17 protein-coding genes are annotated in these 17,159 nt (G+C 67.6%); 7 read left to right on the top strand and 10 right to left on the bottom strand.

All coding sequences use genetic code 11. From position 1 onward, the window contains the following. Nucleotides 1–42: 42 nt before the first annotated feature. The 4 genes from QMZ26_RS14335 to QMZ26_RS14320 all read right to left on the bottom strand — a co-directional run bounded on the left by QMZ26_RS14335 (nt 43) and on the right by QMZ26_RS14320 (nt 3,614). Entirely contained in the window at nt 43–399 is a 357-nt protein-coding gene (locus QMZ26_RS14335) for a hypothetical protein (protein ID WP_283221854.1), read from the bottom strand. Continuing rightward, nucleotides 396–1,226 (bottom strand): 3-deoxy-8-phosphooctulonate synthase, encoded by an 831-nt coding sequence (kdsA, locus tag QMZ26_RS14330; RefSeq protein ID WP_079221430.1) that lies wholly within the window; start codon nt 1,224–1,226, stop codon nt 396–398. Before kdsA ends, QMZ26_RS14335 begins: the two co-directional genes overlap by 4 nt. 88 nt (nt 1,227–1,314) lie before the next feature. After that, nucleotides 1,315–2,979, bottom strand: a complete 1,665-nt coding sequence (locus tag QMZ26_RS14325; RefSeq protein ID WP_079221429.1) for a CTP synthase — start codon at nt 2,977–2,979, stop codon at nt 1,315–1,317. 398 nt (nt 2,980–3,377) lie between these two features. Further along, nucleotides 3,378–3,614: a hypothetical protein gene (locus tag QMZ26_RS14320; RefSeq protein WP_079221428.1), complete on the bottom strand. Its 237-nt coding sequence runs from the start codon at nt 3,612–3,614 to the stop codon at nt 3,378–3,380. A 159-nt stretch (nt 3,615–3,773) separates the two neighbouring features. On the opposite strand from QMZ26_RS14320, the gene parE reads away from it, so the two are divergent. The 3 genes from parE (at nt 3,774) to QMZ26_RS14305 (ending at nt 8,001) form a co-directional block, all read left to right on the top strand. Continuing rightward, on the top strand, nt 3,774–5,663 hold the full coding sequence (parE, locus tag QMZ26_RS14315) for a DNA topoisomerase IV subunit B (RefSeq protein ID WP_108759523.1): 1,890 nt from the start codon (nt 3,774–3,776) through the stop codon (nt 5,661–5,663). A gap of 153 nt (nt 5,664–5,816) precedes the next feature. After that, nucleotides 5,817–6,395, top strand: coding sequence for a GNAT family protein (locus tag QMZ26_RS14310; protein ID WP_283221853.1), 579 nt, complete (start codon nt 5,817–5,819; stop codon nt 6,393–6,395). A gap of 109 nt (nt 6,396–6,504) precedes the next feature. Further along, nucleotides 6,505–8,001, top strand: coding sequence for a S10 family peptidase (locus tag QMZ26_RS14305; RefSeq protein ID WP_283221852.1), 1,497 nt, complete (start codon nt 6,505–6,507; stop codon nt 7,999–8,001). Nucleotides 8,002–8,231: 230 nt separating this feature from the next. Here the strand turns inward: QMZ26_RS14305 and QMZ26_RS14300 are convergent, their stop codons facing one another. Together QMZ26_RS14300 and QMZ26_RS14295 are read right to left on the bottom strand one after the other, a co-directional pair. Continuing rightward, on the bottom strand, nt 8,232–9,353 hold the full coding sequence (locus QMZ26_RS14300; RefSeq protein WP_079221424.1) for an inorganic phosphate transporter: 1,122 nt from the start codon (nt 9,351–9,353) through the stop codon (nt 8,232–8,234). A 13-nt stretch (nt 9,354–9,366) separates the two neighbouring features. After that, a complete protein-coding gene (locus tag QMZ26_RS14295) occupies nt 9,367–9,993 on the bottom strand; it encodes a DUF47 family protein (RefSeq protein ID WP_200734494.1) in 627 nt (208 codons plus the stop codon). 292 nt (nt 9,994–10,285) lie between these two features. On the opposite strand from QMZ26_RS14295, the gene QMZ26_RS14290 reads away from it, so the two are divergent. After that, complete coding sequence (locus QMZ26_RS14290) at nt 10,286–11,590, top strand: hemolysin family protein (protein ID WP_079221422.1); 1,305 nt, start codon at nt 10,286–10,288, stop codon at nt 11,588–11,590. Next, nucleotides 11,574–12,245: an exopolysaccharide biosynthesis protein gene (locus QMZ26_RS14285; protein WP_283221851.1), complete on the top strand. Its 672-nt coding sequence runs from the start codon at nt 11,574–11,576 to the stop codon at nt 12,243–12,245. The genes QMZ26_RS14290 and QMZ26_RS14285 overlap by 17 nt, the downstream gene beginning before the upstream one ends. A 132-nt stretch (nt 12,246–12,377) precedes the next feature. On the opposite strand, the gene QMZ26_RS14280 is transcribed toward QMZ26_RS14285, so the two are convergent. From QMZ26_RS14280 to QMZ26_RS14265, 4 genes are all read right to left on the bottom strand, one after another. Beyond that, on the bottom strand, nt 12,378–12,875 hold the full coding sequence (locus QMZ26_RS14280; RefSeq protein ID WP_200733349.1) for a pyridoxamine 5'-phosphate oxidase family protein: 498 nt from the start codon (nt 12,873–12,875) through the stop codon (nt 12,378–12,380). Between the two features lie 69 nt (nt 12,876–12,944). Beyond that, nucleotides 12,945–13,940, bottom strand: a complete 996-nt coding sequence (locus QMZ26_RS14275) for an LLM class flavin-dependent oxidoreductase (protein WP_283221850.1) — start codon at nt 13,938–13,940, stop codon at nt 12,945–12,947. A 176-nt stretch (nt 13,941–14,116) separates the two neighbouring features. Further along, nucleotides 14,117–14,884 (bottom strand): sulfurtransferase, encoded by a 768-nt coding sequence (locus QMZ26_RS14270; protein ID WP_200733347.1) that lies wholly within the window; start codon nt 14,882–14,884, stop codon nt 14,117–14,119. Between the two features lie 113 nt (nt 14,885–14,997). Then, nucleotides 14,998–15,363, bottom strand: a complete 366-nt coding sequence (locus tag QMZ26_RS14265; protein WP_079221417.1) for a DUF6164 family protein — start codon at nt 15,361–15,363, stop codon at nt 14,998–15,000. Between the two features lie 69 nt (nt 15,364–15,432). Here QMZ26_RS14265 and QMZ26_RS14260 point away from each other — a divergent pair, with 69 nt between their 5' ends. Together QMZ26_RS14260 and QMZ26_RS14255 are read left to right on the top strand one after the other, a co-directional pair. Then, nucleotides 15,433–15,867 carry an FKBP-type peptidyl-prolyl cis-trans isomerase gene (locus QMZ26_RS14260; protein ID WP_079221416.1) on the top strand — a complete coding sequence of 145 codons (435 nt, stop codon included), beginning with the start codon at nt 15,433–15,435 and terminating at the stop codon, nt 15,865–15,867. Further along, nucleotides 15,854–17,101 (top strand): TIGR03862 family flavoprotein, encoded by a 1,248-nt coding sequence (locus QMZ26_RS14255; protein WP_283221849.1) that lies wholly within the window; start codon nt 15,854–15,856, stop codon nt 17,099–17,101. The genes QMZ26_RS14260 and QMZ26_RS14255 overlap by 14 nt, the downstream gene beginning before the upstream one ends. The last annotated feature ends 58 nt before the right edge of the window (nt 17,102–17,159 follow it).

The following is a 17,159-nucleotide window of genomic DNA, read 5'->3' as shown; positions in this document are numbered from 1 at the left end:
ATGGGTACCGCATGAAGGGGGCCAATGCCCGCAGGTGAACCATCACAGCTGGGCAAGGATGGCCCAGGCCAGCAGCGCCGACGGCACGGCCAGCAGCAGCGCGGCCAGCCCAGCGGCACCGCGTGCGCGCTGCAGGCGCCAGCCCAGCACCGTGCTTGCAAGGCTCGCCGCATACAGCACGGCGGCCGCGCCGAGGGAAACCTTGAACATCGTGGCCTGCCAGTGCGGGGCCGCACCATCGCCGGGCATGCGGGTACCGGCAGCACCCAGCAGCACCATGTAACCGAACGCGACCCACGCCAGCACGCACAGCGCCAGCGCCATCCAGCCCCACGGCCAGCTGCGCCAATGCCGCCGGCGACGCTGGGCTTCCAGCGCCGCCCACGGGTCAAGACTCACGCGAAGCGCGAGAAGCCGTGCTTCTTGGTCACCGCGTCGAGCTCCATCAGGGTCTCGAGCAGGGCTTCCATCTGGTCCAGCGGCCACGCATTGGGGCCATCGGACAGGGCCTTGGACGGATCCGGGTGGGTCTCGGCGAACAGGCCGGAGATGCCCACCGCCACCGCGGCACGCGCCAGCACCGGCACGTGTTCGCGCTGGCCGCCGGAACTGGTGCCCTGCCCGCCCGGCAGCTGCACCGAATGGGTGGCGTCGAACACCACCGGGCAGCCGGTGTCACGCATCACCGCCAGCGAACGCATGTCGCTGACCAGGTTGTTGTAGCCGAAGCTGGCGCCACGCTCGCAGACCATGATCTGCTCGTTGCCGGTGGACTTGGCCTTCTCGACGACCGGCTTCATGTCCCACGGCGCCAGGAACTGGCCCTTCTTGATGTTGACCGGCTTGCCGGCTGCACACACCTTGCGGATGAAGTCGGTCTGGCGGACCAGGAACGCCGGGGTCTGCAGCACGTCCACCACCGAGGCCACTTCGTCCATCGGGGTGTATTCATGCACGTCGGTCAGCACCGGCACGCCGATCTGCTTCTTCACTTCGGCCAGCACCTTCAGGCCTTCTTCCATGCCCGGGCCGCGGAAAGCGGTGCCCGAAGTACGGTTGGCCTTGTCGAAGCTCGACTTGAAGATGAAGTTGACGCCGAGGCGGTCGGTGATCTCCTTCAGCTTGCCGGCGGTATCGAGCTGCAGCTGCATCGACTCGATCACGCAGGGGCCGGCGATCAGGAACAGGGGCTGGTCCAGCCCGACCTCGAATCCACACAGTTTCATGGCGTTTCCTTGTTGTCCGCTACGCCGGCAGGGCCGGCGCGCTGGGGTTGAAGCATGCAGGATGGGGGCCGAAGCCCCCCTTCACAAGTCAGGCGCGGGCTTCGGCCAGCAGCGCGCCACCGGCCTTGCGCTCGCGCGCGGCACGGATGAAGCCGATGAACAGCGGATGGCCATCGCGCGGGGTGGACAGGAATTCCGGGTGCGCCTGGCAGGCCAGGAACCACGGGTGCGCGTCACGCGGCAGTTCGACCACTTCCACCAGGGTGTCGTCCATCGACTTGCCCGAGATCACCAGGCCGGCATCTTCCAGCTGGGTGCGGTAGCGGTTGTTGAACTCGTAGCGGTGGCGGTGACGCTCGGAGACCACGTCCTTGCCGTACAGCTCGCGGGCCAGCGTGCCCGGCTTCAGGCGCTGTTCCTGCAGGCCCAGGCGCATGGTGCCGCCGAGGTCGCTCTTGTCATCGCGCTTTTCGACATCGCCGGTGGCGGTACGCCATTCGGTGATCAGGCCGATCACCGGGTCCGGCGACTGGCGGTCGTTCTCGGTGCTGTTGGCGTTTTCCAGGCCCAGCACGTGGCGCGCGTAGTCCACCACCGCCGCCTGCATGCCGTAGCAGATGCCGAAGTACGGCACGCTGTTCTGGCGGGCGAACTGCGAGGTCAGCACCTTGCCTTCGAAACCGCGGTCACCGAAGCCGCCCGGCACCAGGATGCCGTCGACGTCGGCCAGCGCGGCCATGTCGGTGCCTTCCAGGTCCTGCGCTTCCAGCCACTTCAGGTTGACCTTGGTGCGCTGGCGCAGGCCGCCGTGCTTGAGGGCTTCGCCGACCGACTTGTACGCATCCTGGTGGTCGACGTACTTGCCGACCACGGCGATGGTCACTTCGTCCAGCGGGTGCAGGGTCGCGTCGACCGCGTCCTCCCACATCGACAGGTCGACCGGGCCGACCTTGTCGGCCAGCTTCAGCTGGTTGACCACGATCTCGTCCAGGCCCTGCGCATGCAGGCCCGACGGAATGCGGTACAGCACGTCCACGTCCGGCACGCTGATGACGGCGCGTTCGGAGACGTTGGTGAACTGGGCGATCTTGCGGCGCTCCGAATCCGGCACGGCCTGCTCGGAACGGCACAGCAGCACGTCCGGCTGGATGCCGATCGAACGCAGTTCCTTCACCGAATGCTGGGTCGGCTTGGTCTTCAGCTCACCGGCGGCGCCGATGTACGGCACCAGGGTGAGGTGCATGAACAGCGCCTTCTCCGGGCCGCGCTCGGTGCGCACCTGGCGGATCGCCTCCAGGAACGGCAGCGACTCGATGTCGCCCACGGTGCCGCCGATCTCGACCAGGGCCACGTCGTAGCCTTCGGTGGCTTCGTCGATGCAGCGGCGGATCTCGTCGGTGATGTGCGGGATGACCTGCACGGTCGCGCCCAGGTAGTCGCCGCGGCGCTCCTTGCGGATGACGTTCTCGTAGATGCGGCCGGTGGTGACCGAGTTCTTGCGGCTCAGGCGGGTACGCACGAAGCGCTCGTAGTGGCCCAGGTCGAGGTCGGTCTCGGCGCCGTCGTCGGTGACGTAGACCTCACCGTGCTGGAACGGGCTCATGGTGCCCGGATCGACGTTGATGTACGGGTCGAGCTTCATCATCGTGACCTTCAGGCCACGCGCTTCGAGGATGGCGGCCAGTGACGCAGCGGCAATACCTTTGCCGAGCGAGGACACCACGCCGCCGGTTACGAAAATCAAGGGAGTCATGGCTGCAAGCATCCTGTCTGGAAATGGAAAACGGCAGCGCCACGCCTGCCCGAGGGGCGGGCGTGGAGCAGAAAGGGGGTTTTCCGGTTCGCTGGGGCAGCGAGGGAGGCGCGGGACCGGTCGGCGGCAGGCGCCGGACGGGGACCATCGTGCGAGGTCGGGGCGGCTGTGCCGGTCAATTCGACCGTCACCTGCGACCCGCATTGCTGGAGGCCACGCATGGCCGGTCCAGCCCATTCGCAAATGGTGGACACGCACTACTCCCGGAAAGCCATAGTTTACAGATAGATGGCCGCCAACCCAAGTGGCAGATAGCGTCATCGGCAAAAGAAAACGCCCCGCAGTGCGGGGCGTTCAGGGGCCAGCGCCTTGCGGCAGCGGCCTTGGCGGCGGAAGCCTTACTTCTTCTTCCGCGCCTCTTCCTCTTCTTCCTGCTGCGGGACCGGCTGGCCCTTGGCCTTCATTTCGGCATTGGCCTGGGCGCGGCGCTTGGCCTTGGCATCCGCCTCGGACTGCGCGGCCTTGTCGGCCTGGTCGCCCTGCTGCGGGGCCGTCTGGCCTGCGTTCTGCGCCATCACCAGCGGCACTGCAACGGCGGCAGCGGCCAGGATCGCAATGGTCAGCAACTTCTTCATGGAGTCCTCCTCGCGGTATGGCTTGGACATGGGGGCGCCGGCGTTCAGATTCCAGCGGCTGTCATTTTACCCCCTCCCCGGCGCCGAGGCTGAACCGCAGGCGTGCAAATTCCCCGTCCACACCGCACACTTGCGCGTCGCTCCGCGCTTTGAAGATAGATGAACGCACGCTATAACGCCGCCGATATTGAAGTCCTGTCCGGCCTTGACCCGGTCAAGCGCCGTCCTGGCATGTACACCGACACCGCGCGCCCGAACCACCTGGCGCAGGAAGTGATCGACAACTCGGTGGACGAGGCCCTCGCCGGCCACGCCCGCTCGATCGAGATCACCCTGTACAAGGACGGCAGCGTGGAAGTCAGCGATGACGGCCGCGGCATGCCGGTCGACATCCATCCGGAAGAGAAGATTCCGGGCGTCGAGCTGATCCTGACCCGCCTGCACGCGGGCGGCAAGTTCAACAACAACAACTACACCTTCTCCGGCGGCCTGCACGGCGTCGGCGTCAGCGTGGTCAACGCACTGTCCACCCTGGTCGAGATCCACATCAAGCGCGACGGTGCCGAGCATCGCATCACCTTCCGCGATGGCGACCGCGCCTCGCCGCTGGAAGTGGTCGGCACGGTGGGCAAGAAGAACACCGGTACGCGGCTGCGCTTCTGGCCGGACCCGAAGTACTTCGATACGCCCAAGTTCGCCGTGCGCGCGCTCAAGCACCTGCTGCGCGCCAAGGCCGTGCTGTGCCCGGGCCTGACCGTGAAGCTGACCGACGAAGCCACCGGCGAAGTCGACACCTGGTACTACGAAGACGGCCTGCGCGACTACCTGAAGATGGAGCTGGGCGACCGCGAGTCGCTGCCGGCCGATCTGTTCGTCGGCAACCTGAAGAAGGATACCGAGATCGTTGACTGGGCCGTGGCCTGGCTGCCGGAAGGCGAGCTGGTACAGGAAAGCTACGTCAACCTGATCCCCACCGCCCAGCACGGCACCCACGCCAATGGCCTGCGTACCGGCCTGACCGAGGCGCTGCGCGAGTTCTGCGACTTCCGCAACCTGCTGCCGCGCGGCGTCAAGCTGGCCCCGGAAGACGTGTGGGACCGCGTGTCGTTCGTGCTGTCGCTGAAGATGACCGATCCGCAGTTCAGCGGCCAGACCAAGGAACGCCTGTCCTCGCGCCAGGCCGCCGGTTTCGTCGAAGGCGCCGCGCACGACGCCTTCAGCCTGCTGCTGAACCAGAACGTGGAGCTGGGCGAGAAGATCGCGCAGATCGCCATCGAGCGCGCCAGCGCGCGCCTGAAGACCGAAAAGCTGGTCGTCCGCAAGAAGGTCACCCAGGGCCCGGCCCTGCCCGGCAAGCTGGCCGACTGCATCAGCCAGGACCTGTCGCGCACCGAACTGTTCCTGGTGGAAGGTGACTCGGCAGGCGGCAGCGCCAAGCAGGCGCGCGACAAGGACTTCCAGGCGATCCTGCCGCTGCGCGGCAAGATCCTCAACACCTGGGAAGTGTCGTCCAACAGCGTGCTGGCCTCCGAAGAAGTGCACAACCTGGCCGTGGCCATCGGCTGCGACCCGGGCAAGGAAGACATCGCCGGCCTGCGTTACGGCAAGGTGGTCATCCTCGCCGACGCCGACTCGGACGGCCTGCACATCGCCACCCTGCTGACCGCGCTGTTCCTGAAGCACTTCCCGGCGCTGGTCGATGCCGGCCATGTGTTCGTGGCGATGCCGCCGCTGTTCCGCATCGACGTGGGCAAGCAGGTGTTCTACGCCCTGGACGAGGAAGAGAAGCGCTCGATCCTGGACAAGATCGAACGCGAGAAGATCAAGGGCGCCGTCAATGTCACCCGCTTCAAGGGCCTGGGCGAGATGAATCCGCCACAGCTGCGCGAGTCGACCATCCACCCCGATACGCGCCGCCTGGTGCAGCTGACGGTGGATGACGGCGAGCAGACCCGTTCGCTGATGGACATGCTGCTGGCCAAGAAGCGTGCGTCTGACCGCAAGGGCTGGCTGGAGAGCAAGGGCGACCTGGCCTCCCTGGAAGCCTGATCGACGCAGACCAACTGTAGAGCCGAGCCCACGCTCGGCTGCATTTCGCACCGTGCCGGGCAGCCGAGCATCGGTTCGGCTCTACAGACATCACGCCCCCATCGGCAAACCCAGCGGCGCCATAATGCGCATCTCTCTGCGTGGACCCTCGTATTGGCCAGCCATTCGCTGCTGTTCCCGGGACTGCCGCTGCACAGCGCGCGCCTGGTCCTGAGCCCGATCCGCCGTGACGATGCGGCCGCCCTGTTCGCCCTGCAGTCCGACCCGGACGTGATGCGCTTCTGGAATCATCCGGCGTGGACGCGACCGACCGAAGCCCGCGCGCAGATCGACGACGACCTCGCCGCGCACACCACCGGCACCCAGCTCAAGCTGGCCGTGCGCGAATCGCCGGAAGGCCCGTTGCTGGGCATCTGCGTGGTGTTCGCGCTGGACCGTGACGCCGCACGCGCCGAGATCGGCTACCTGCTGGCCCCCGGCAAGCAGGGCCAGGGCTACATGCACGAAGCGCTGCAGCACCTGCTTGCCTATCTGTTCGACACGCTTGGCCTGCATCGGGTGGAAGCAGAGATCGACCCGCGCAACCAGCCCTCCGCACACGTGCTTGATCGCCTGGGCTTCCACCTGGAAGGCGTGCTGCGCCAGCGCTGGCGCATCCAGGGCGAGTTGTCCGATTCGGCCGTGTACGGCCTGCTGGCCGACGACGAGGCACGGAGCGCCCTGCCCGCTTGACCGAATCTGGCCGCAACGGGCCAGCACCGGCGGCCATGCCTTTGGACACATACGGTGCGCCGGGCGGCGGCCTAGCATCGGGATCCTCTTCCGCTACCGTCCTGGTGCCATGAAGTCCCTGCTGCACATCGCCGCGCTCTGCGCCGGCCTGCTCGTTGCCCCTGCCTGCGCCTTCACCGCATCGGCCGCCGAATCCAAGCCCGACACCAAGGAGGAAAAGACCGAAGCGCCCGCGCTGCCGGCCGATGCCTCCGCCCGCCAGAGCATGCGCCTGGCCGGCCGCACCCTCGACTACACCGCCACCGTCGGCACCCTGCCGGTGCGCGACGAGAAGGGCAAGGTGATCGCCGATGTGGTGTTCACCGCCTACACGATGCCCGGCAAGGACCGCCCGGTGACCTTCGCTCTCAATGGCGGCCCCGGCGCATCTTCGGTCTACCTCAACATGGGCGCGATCGGGCCCAAGGTGGTCACCTTCGGCTCGGAAGGCGACAGTGCCTCGGCACCGGCCACCCTGCACGACAACCCCGGCACCTGGCTGGATTTCACCGACCTGGTGTTCATCGATCCGGTCGGCACGGGTTTCAGCCGCGCGCGCATCAGCGATGATGAAGCGAAGAAGCAGCTGTACAACCCCAGCGCCGACATCGAGTACCTGTCACGTTCGATCTACGACTGGCTGCTGCGCAACCAGCGCATGGGCGCGCGCAAGTACCTGACCGGCGAAAGCTACGGCGGCTACCGTGGCCCGCGCATCACCCATTACCTGCAGACGCGCCTGGGCGTGGCGATGAACGGCCTGGTGCTGGTATCGCCGTACCTGAGCCCGACCCTGGAAGACAACGCCGATGTTTCGCCGATGGCGTGGATGCAGACGTTGCCGTCCATCGCGGCGGCGCACCTGGAGCGCCAGGGCAAGCTGACCGACGCGGCAATGCGCGAGGTGGTGGAATACACGCGCGGTGACTACGCCACGGCGCTGATGAAGGGCCGCAGTGATCCGCAGGCGACCGAGGCGATGCTGCGCCAGGTGACCGAGCTGACCGGGCTGGACCCGCAGTTCGTGCGCCGCGCCGGTGGCCGCCTGGAAACCCAGGCTTACCTGCGCGAGGTGTTCCGCGACAAGGGCACGCTGGGCAGTCGCTACGATTCCAACGTGACCGCGTTCGACCCGTTCCCGAACGATCCGGAACAGCGCGCCAACGATCCCCTGCTGGACAGCATCATCGCGCCGACCACCACGGCGATGGTCGACTTCGTGACGCGCGTGGTCGGCTGGAAGGTCGATGCGCGCTACCAGGCGCTGAACTACGACGTGAACCGGCTGTGGGACCGCGGTGGCGAGCTGCGCCAGGGGGCGGTGACCCAGCTGCGCCAGGCCGTGGCGATCGATCCGCACCTGCAGGTGCTGATCGTGCATGGCTGGAACGACCTGTCGTGTCCGTTCATGGGGTCGATCCTGACGGTGGACCAGATGCCGGCGATGGGCAGCAACCCGGACCGGGTGCAGGTGCGCAGCTATCCGGGCGGGCACATGTTCTACAGCCGGGCGGACAGCCAGGCGGCGTTCCGGAAGGATGTGCAGGCGCTGTTCCAGCGCAACTGAGGGGGTGGTAGTGGTGGCCGGGCCTGCGGCCCGGCACCCGCGGTAGTGCCGGCCGCTGGCCGGCAACCTCAAAAGCAACAGCGGGATATCCGTGGGCTGGCGAGTTTCCGGGCGCTGTCTGTTGGTGGGTGCCGACCGTTGGTCGGCACGATGGGCACGGAAGAATCCCTTGCCCATGAAAAAAGCCCGCCGGAATCCGGCGGGCTTTTTCGTTTATCGGGCTGCTGGCCTCAGGTCCAGCCGAACAGCTCGAACAGCTTCAGGATCAGGTACGCGCAGCCGCCGGCGGCGGGGATCGTGAGGATCCAGGCCCAGACGATGCGCTCGATCACGCCGAACTTCAGCGAACGCGGGTTCTTGGCGAAGCCGACGCCCATGATGGCGGTGGAGATGCTGTGGGTGGTCGAGACCGGCATGCCGAAGTGGGCGGCCATGGTCAGGATGGTGGCCGAGCTGGTCTCCGCGGCGAAGCCGTGGATCGGGTGCAGCTTGACCATCTTGTGGCCCAGCGTCTTGATGATCTTCCAGCCGCCCGAGGCGGTACCGGCAGCCATCACCACCGCGCAGGTCAGCACGATCCACATCGCGATGCCGTCACCGGCGTGCGCGTCCGGGTGCATGAAGGCCAGCCACGACGGCAGGTCGTTCAACGCACCGGTGGCTTCGGCACCGATCAGCGTCATGGCGATGATGCCCATGGTCTTCTGCGCGTCATTGTGGCCGTGGGCAAAGCCCATGTAGGCCGCCGAGGCGATCTGGGCCTTGCCGAAGAACGCGTTGACGATGCGCGGGCGGGCCAGGCGGCCGATGGCACCACCGATCTTGGCCAGGCCAGCGATCAGGCCCCACAGCAGCACCATCACCACGATGCCGAGCAGGAAACCGGCGATCGGCGAGGTGATCATCGGCACGAACACCTTCCACAGCAGGCCCTTGTTCTGCGCCCAGCTGCCCAGGCGCTCGGACCAGATCAGCGCGTCCCAGTTGTTGTGGGCCGCGGCCAGGCCGGCGCCGCACAGGCCGCCGATCAGGGCGTGCGAGGAGGAGGACGGCAGGCCCTTCCACCACGTGATCAGGTTCCAGATGATGCCGCCCAGCAGCGCGCACAGGATCACCTGCGGGGTGACCTCCACGACGTTGGTGTTGAGCAGGCCGGAGGCGATGGTCAGCGCGACCGCGGTGCCGGTCAGCGCGCCGATCAGGTTCATGACCGCGGCCAGCATCACCGCCCAGCCGGGCGAGAGCACCTTGGTCGCCACCACGGTGGCAATGGAATTGGCGGTGTCGTGGAAGCCGTTGATGAACTCGAAGACGAGCGCGGCCAGGATCACCACCAGGACAAGGGTCAACATGCGGCGGCGTCCGTCAGCTGTTCTTCAACACGATCTGGTACGCCACCACGCCGGCCTCGCGGCAGCGGTCGATGGCCTTTTCCAGGATCTCGAAGAATTCCTTCAGCAGGAACATCTGCAGGTTGTCCAGGCGGCCCGAATAGATGTCGCGGTACAGCTCGAGCATCAGGCGGTCGGCCTCGTTTTCCAGCGAGCGCAGCTTCTCGTTGAGCGCGGTCATCCGGTCCAGGTTCATGTGGCGCAGGTCGGCCACCATCTCCACCACCACGCCGGCAGCCTGTTCCAGCATCGCCGCGCGCGGCGCGAAGTCGATGTGCTCCAAGTGGGTCGTGGCCAGCGAATAGCGATCGGCGAACTTCTCGATCTGCTTCGGGATCTTGTACAGCGCCGAACCCAGCGCCTCGATGTCCTCGCGCTCGATCGGGGTCATGAAGCTGTCCACCAGCGCCTGGCTGATCTTGTCCGAGGCCGCGCGCTCGCGCAGGCGGGCGAGCTTGAAGGCGTCCAGCGCGGGCTGGCGGTCGGCCTCGCGCAGCATCAGATGCAGCGCCTTGGCGGCGTCGTTGGCCGCGACGGCAGCCTCATCAAGCAGGGTGTAGAACTGTTTGCCGGAACCGAAAATGGTCTGCAGAGAGAACATTGAGAAACCTGTCAGCCGTCGCGGGAAGGACGGCACCAGGACGAATTATGACGGCTAGATGACCATTCCGGGTATCCCCGCCCCCGACGAGGGGGTGGAAACCCCCAACCTGAACAGGCAGTTGCCACCCAGCCATGGCCGTTTGCTAAGATGCCAGCGCGCCCCCGGGCGCACCTTATGGACGACGACCCTTACCCCCCTGCGCCGCGCCGGACCCTGTTCCTGAGCGCCTGCCGCCACTGCAAGCACCCGCCCTCCCTGCCACCAACCGGGGACGACGCCCGTGTTTGAAATGATCCTGATTGTTTTCGCGCTTGTTCTGCTGAACGGCTTCTTCGCCATGTCCGAGATGTCGGTCATGACCTCGCGCAAGAGCCGCCTGAAGCAGATGGCCGCCACCTCCAAACGCGCCGCCAAGGCGCTGGAGCTCTCCGAGAAGCCGGAAAGCTTCCTGTCCACCGTGCAGATCGGCATCACCGTCATCGGCGTCCTGACCGGCTATCTGGGCGGTGAAGCGCTGGGCGAAGCCTTCGGCGGATGGATCGAGGGGCTGATGCCCGGCTTCGCGTATGCCGGCAAGATCGGCACCGTGCTGGCCGTCAGCCTGATCACCTTCATCACCCTGATCTTCGGCGAGCTGGTCCCCAAGCGCCTGGCGCTGACCCGGTCGGAAGCCATCGCCGGCCTGGTGGCCATGCCGATGAGCTGGCTGGCCAAGCTGGCCCTGCCCTTCGTCTGGCTGCTGTCCAAGACCACCCAGCTGATGCTGAAGGTGATGGGCCTGGGCCAGGACGAAGCCGCCCAGGTGACCGAAGAAGAGATCCGCATGCTGGTGGCCGAGAGCCACGAGGCAGGCGTGATCGATACCCACGAGCGCGACATGATGAACCGCGTCATGCGCCTGGGCGACCGTACCGCCGACAGCCTGATGACCCCGCGCAACCGGATCGCCTGGCTCGACACCCAGGCCGGCCTGGAGCGCAACCTGGAAATCATGGCCGAGCACGAGTTCTCGCGGTACCCGGTACTGCGCGACAACGACATGGACGTGGTCGGCATCCTGGAACTGAAATCACTGGCCACGCGCATGGCGCGCGGTGACAACGCGCTGTTCCAGACCCTGCGCGAGCCGCTGTACGTTTCCGAATCCACCCACGCGATGAAGCTGCTGGAGATCTTCCGCGAGGAACAGCAGTCGATGGCGCTGGTGGTGGACGAGTACGGCGAGATCCAGGGCCTGGTGACCATCAGCGACCTGATGGGCGCGGTGGTCGGCCGCCTGCAGGCGGTGGAAAACGCCGACGAGGACGCGCTGGTGGTGACCCGCGAGGACGGCTCGCTGCTGGTGGACGGCTCGCTGCCGATCGAGGACCTGCGCGAGCTGATCGGCAGCAACGAACTGCCTGATGCCGAGGACGGCGACTACTACACGCTGGCCGGCATGTGCATCCACTACTTCGGCCGCATCCCGCATGCGGGCGAGTATTTCGACTGGGCCGGCTGGCGCTTCGAGGTGGTCGATCTGGACGGTGCGCGCGTGGACAAGCTGCTGCTGCGCACCCTGTCCGACGAGCAGGCCGATGAGCTCACCGCCTGATCCGAACCACGTGCCGGACGACGGATCGGGCGAGCAGCGCCCGATCTACCGCAACGAGGGCATCCGTACCCTGCTGGCGATGTTCGCTTCCGGTGACCCGGCCGAGCACATGCCCCTCGGGCAGATTCTCAAGGACCTGCAGCAGAGCGCCTTCGGCGTGTTCCTGTTCGTGGCCATCCTGCCCTCCTTCATCCCGATCCCGGGCATGGGCGGCGCGGTCAGCGGGCCGCTGGTGGTTTTGATCGGCCTGCAGATGCTGCTCTGCCGGCGCAAGCCCTGGCTGCCGGGCTTCATCGCCCGGCGCGGGCCGAAGCGCGGCACCATGCACACCTTCCTGGACCGCATCGACCGGCCGCTGCGGCGGCTGGACCGCATGCTCTCGCCGCGCATGCCGCAACTGCTGGTTCCGCTGCCGGCGCATGCATTCACCGGCCTGCTGCTGGTCCTGCTGGGCGCGCTGTTGTCGCTGCCGATCCCGTTCACCAACTTCCTGTTCGGCTTCCAGCTGCTGCTGTTCGCACTGGCGCTGCTGGAACGCGATGGCGCGCTGATGCTGTTCAACTGGATTGCCGGCGTGGTGGCCATCGCCTTCTTCGGCTTCAGTTCGGGGCAACTGGTGGGCTATACGGTGGAGCTGCTCCAGCGCTGGTTCTGAGTGCCGACCGCTGCGCTCGCCGGGCATGGCCCGGCGCTACCCCACACACCCCGCCCGGTAGCGCCGGGCCATGCCCGGCGGGATTACCTGCCGTCTGGTAGCGCCGGGCCACGCACGGCGTGGATGAGACCCTCAGCGCAGGTCGATGAACCCGTTGTCGCCCAGCTGCGCCGGTTCGTCCTGCACCGCCGACAGCACGAAGCTCAGCGCCTTGCCCAGCAGCGTGCCGGGGCCATCCCAGTATTCGGCCGAATCGGCGCGCACGTGGATCAGCCGCAGGTTCGGGTCATCCTTGCCGCCCGGGAAGAACAGCTTCATCGGCGGCGACCACAGCTCCTCGATCTTCGCCCGGTCATCGACGATGCGCGCACGCCCGGCCACCGACACATAGGTGTTTTTGGATGGCGAGGCGTAGGCCACGTTGACCCGCGGATTGAGCGCGATCTCGGCCACCTTCGGGCTGTCGGCGGCGGTGGCGAACCAGAGATCGCCATCGAAGGCGACCTGCTGGGTGCCCAGCGGGCGGCTGTACAGGCGGCCATCGACACCGACGGTGGTGAACATCGCCACCTCCACGTCCTTGATCAGTTCGGCCAGCTGGGCAATGTGTTCGGCGCGGGTATCGGCCATGGTGGGGGCTCCGGAATGAGGAGCCCCCATCAGACCCGGCGCGGGTGCAATGCGCCGTGATGCAGATGTTCAGCCTGCGTGGCGGGCATGCCAGGCATGCATGGCCAGCTCGAACGAGCGCAGGCGCGCGCGGTGGTCGTACAGGTTGGCGGTCAGCATCAGTTCGTCGGGCGTGTGGCGATCAACGAACGCGGCGATGCCCTCGGCCACCTGCTGCGGATCGCCCAGCACGGTGCAGGCCAGCGCGCGTTCCACGCCCAGCTTCTCGTGCGGTTCCCAGAAGGTTTCGATATCGTCGATCGGCGCCGGGATCCTGCCCGGGCGGCCGCGGCGCAGGTTGACGAAGCTCTGCTGCTGGCTGGTGAACAAGCGGCGCGATTCGGCTTCACTGTCACTGGCCACGACATTCAGCGCCAGCATCGCGTGCGGCTGCTTGAGCGTGGCCGAGGGGCGGAATTCGCGGCGATAGACCGCCAGCGCTTCGTCCATCGAGTCGGGCGCGAAATGCGAGGCAAAGGCATACGGCAGGCCCATCGAGGCGGCCATGCGCGCACCGAACAGACTGGAACCGAGGATCCAGGTCGGCACCCGCAGGCCACCACCGGGCACGGCCTGCACGGCCTGGCCGGGCTGCACCGGTTCGAAGTAGTGCAGCAGCTCGCGCACGTCCTGCGGGAACTGGTCGGCGCTGTCGAAGTAGCGGCGCAGGGCGCGCGCAGTGGGCTGGTCGGTACCGGGTGCACGGCCCAGGCCCAGGTCGATGCGGTCGGGGTACAGCGAGGCCAGCGTGCCGAACTGCTCGGCCACCTGCAGCGGCGCGTGGTTGGGCAGCATGATGCCGCCGGAGCCGACGCGGATGCGCTTCGTGCCGCCGGCTACGTGGCCGATCAGCACGGCGGTGGCCGCGCTGGCGATGCCGGGCATGTTGTGGTGTTCGGCCAGCCAGTAGCGGCGGTAGCCCAGCGCATCGGCGTGCTGGGCCAGTTCCAGCATGTTGGCGAAGGCGGCGGTGGTATCGCTGCCCTCGCAGACCGGGGCCAGGTCGAGGATCGACAACGGGATCATCAGGCGTATTTCCGTCACAGGATGTCCCCTTGCATGGGGTCGGGACGGGGCCACGGCCAGTGACGGTGGCAGGATGCTGATTCCTGCGGGATGGGTGTAGAGCCGAGCCGATGCTCGGCTGCTTTCAACCGCTCAACGGCAGCCGAGCATGGGCTCGGCTCTACAGAGACGCGCGGTCAGAACGCGCTCGGGCGCGGCTCGGCCAGCGGCTCGTCCACCATCGGCTGCAGCGCGGCATCCAGCGCCACGCGCTCATCGAACACGAAACAGCGGCCCTCGTAGCCCTCGCCGCCGACCTCCTCGAAGTAGCCAAGGATGCCGCCGTCAAGCTGCAGCACGTTGTCCATGCCGTCGTTGAGCATCCACAGGGCGGCCTTCTCGCAGCGGATGCCACCGGTGCAGAAGCTGACCACGGTGCTGTCCTTCAGCGCCTCGCGGTGTGGCGCCAGGGCCTCCGGCAGATCGGTGAACTTGTGGATGGGCAGCACCAGCGCGTCCTTGAACGTGCCGTACTCCACTTCCTGCAGGTTGCGGGTGTCGAGCATCACCACCGGCTTGCCTGCATCATCGTGACCCTGGCGCAGCCAGCGCTGCACGGTGGCCGGGTCCACGGCCGGCGCCCGCGGGTACTCCAGCGGCTGGCCGTCATCGCGGCGGAAGCTGATGATCTCGTCCTTCACCTTCGCCTTCAGGCGCGCGAACGGCTGGTGCTCGCTGAAGCTGGTCTTGACCCGCATGCCGGCAAAACGCGCATCGGCATGCAGGGCGGCGTAGAAACCCTCGATCGCCTCCGGCGCCCCGGCCAGGAACAGGTTCAGGCCCTCGCCCGCCACCAGGATGGTTCCGCGCAGCTCCGCCGCCTCGGCGCGCGCCAGCAGCTGGTCGCACAGGGCCTGGGGGGCGTCGATGACGGCGAAATGGTAGGCAGCGGTATTGGCGATCATCCCGCCATTTTAGCGCCTGCCGCCCGCATGGACAGATTCAGGGGTCAGAGCCCTCCGCGCGGCGGAGGGATCCGAGCCCTTGCCGGCCAGCGGCCGGCACTACCTCGGGGGGCTTAGCCCCGCAACAGCACGAACGGCAGCAGCACCAGCGCCGCCGCCACGATCATGCCCAGCAGCACCAGCACCACGAACACCGGCCGCCGCCGCAGCAGGCTGCCGAACGTCTCGGCCGTGCCCTCGCGCAGTGCCTGCTCGCGCTCGGCACGCACGCGCACCCCGCGCGCCGCCTGGTACTCGGCCATCAGCGCCTTCGCCCGCGGCTGGTCGCCATCCTCGCTCAGCCACAGGCCGCCGTTGGAAATGCCCCACGGGCTGGGTTCGGTGCGGTACCAGGCGATGCCATGCTGGTCCAGCAGCGTGCATACATCGGCGTATTCGTCGTCACCGACGTTGCGGAGATTGAGCAGGAGTTTGGCCATGCCCCCATGATACCCGGCGCTGATGCGCTACCCTTGCCGCCCCCGACACCGCCCATCCCGGAGACGCCGATGCGCCGCCTGCTGCTTCCCCTGCTGCTGTCCCTTGTCGCCGCCGGCTGTGCCCGCGAACCGTCCGGTCCGCCGCCGGGTGGCACCCTGGCCACCTTCGAGCGCATCGACACCCAGGTCGGTACCGGCGCCGAAGCCGTGCCCGGGCAGAAGGTGAGCGTGCACTACACCGGCTGGATCTACGACCAGCGCACCGAGAGCAAGCACGGCAAGACCTTCGACAGCTCGGTCGGCCGCGGCGAACCGTTCACCTTCACCCTCGGCGCCGGCCAGGTCATCCGTGGCTGGGATGAAGGCGTGGCCGGCATGAAGGTGGGCGGCAAGCGCACCCTGATGATCCCGCCGGCCTATGGCTATGGCGACCGCGGCGTCGGCCCGATCCCGGCCGGTTCCTCGCTGGTGTTCGATGTCGAGCTGCTCGATGTCAAACCGTAATGCCGCACCGCCGCGCCGGGTCGCCGTCATCGGTGGCGGACCGGCCGGCCTGTTCGCCGCCGAGCGCCTGCGCGCGGCGGGGCTGGACGTGGACCTGTACGAAGCCAAGGGCTCGCCCGGCCGCAAGTTCCTGATTGCCGGCAAGGGCGGCCTCAACCTGACCCATTCCGACCCGCGCCCGTTGTTCGACAGCCGCTACCGCGAGCAGTCCGCCGCGGTCGGCCGCTGGCTGGACGGCTTCGACGCGCAGGCGTTGCGTGACTGGGCGGCCGGCTTCGGCGTGGAGACCTATGTGGGCAGTTCGGGCCGCGTGTTCCCCGTCGACCGCAAGGCGGCGCCGCTGTTGCGCGGCTGGGTACGGCGGCTGAAGGAACAGGGCGTGCGCCTGCACGCCAACCACCGCTGGACGGGCTGGAGCGATGATGGCGCGTTGTGCTTCAGCACCGCCGACGGCCCGCTGGACGTGCACGCCGACGCCACCGTGCTGGCGCTGGGCGGCGGCAGCTGGCCGCAACTGGGCAGCAATGGCGCCTGGGTCGCGCCGTTGCAGGCGCGCGGCATGGACATCGCCCCGCTGCAATCAGCCAACTGCGGCTTCGACGTGGACTGGACCCCGTTCTTTGCCCAGCGCAATGCCGGTGCACCGCTGAAGGCGGTGGTCGCGCACTGGATCGACCTGCAGGGCCAACCGCAGTCGCTGCAGGGCGAGTGCGTGGCCAGCGAATACGGCATCGAAGGCAGCCTGGTCTACGCCCTGGCTGCGGACCTGCGCGAGACCATCAACCGTGAGGGCCACGCCACCCTGTGGCTGGATCTGGTGCCGGGCCGCGATGAGGCACGCCTGCTGGCTGACCTGTCGCGCCCGCGCAAGGGCCGCAGCTTCGGCGAGCACCTGCGCCGCCAGGCCGGGCTGGATGCGGTGAAAGCCGCACTGGTGTTCGAACTCCTGGGCAAGGAGGCCGGCAACGATCTGCCGGCCGTGGCAACCACGCTGAAGCGCTTGCCGTTGCGCCTGCTGCGCCCGCGGCCGATGGCCGAGGTGATCAGCACCGCCGGCGGCGTGCGCCTGCAGGCGCTGGATGATGGCCTGATGGTGCGCACCCTGCCCGGCGTGTTCTGCGCCGGCGAGATGCTGGACTGGGAAGCGCCGACCGGCGGTTACCTGCTGACGGCGTGCTATGCCAGTGGCCTGCGCGCGGCCGAAGGCGTAATCGCGTGGCTTGCCGGGCGCTGACCCGGGTTCTGTAGAGCCGAGCCCATGCTCGACTGCAATCAACAGCAGTCGAGCATAG

The organism is Stenotrophomonas sp. PFBMAA-4, from assembly GCF_030053215.1.
Taxonomy (GTDB): domain Bacteria; phylum Pseudomonadota; class Gammaproteobacteria; order Xanthomonadales; family Xanthomonadaceae; genus Stenotrophomonas.
This window is presented reverse-complemented; position numbering and strand designations above follow the sequence as displayed.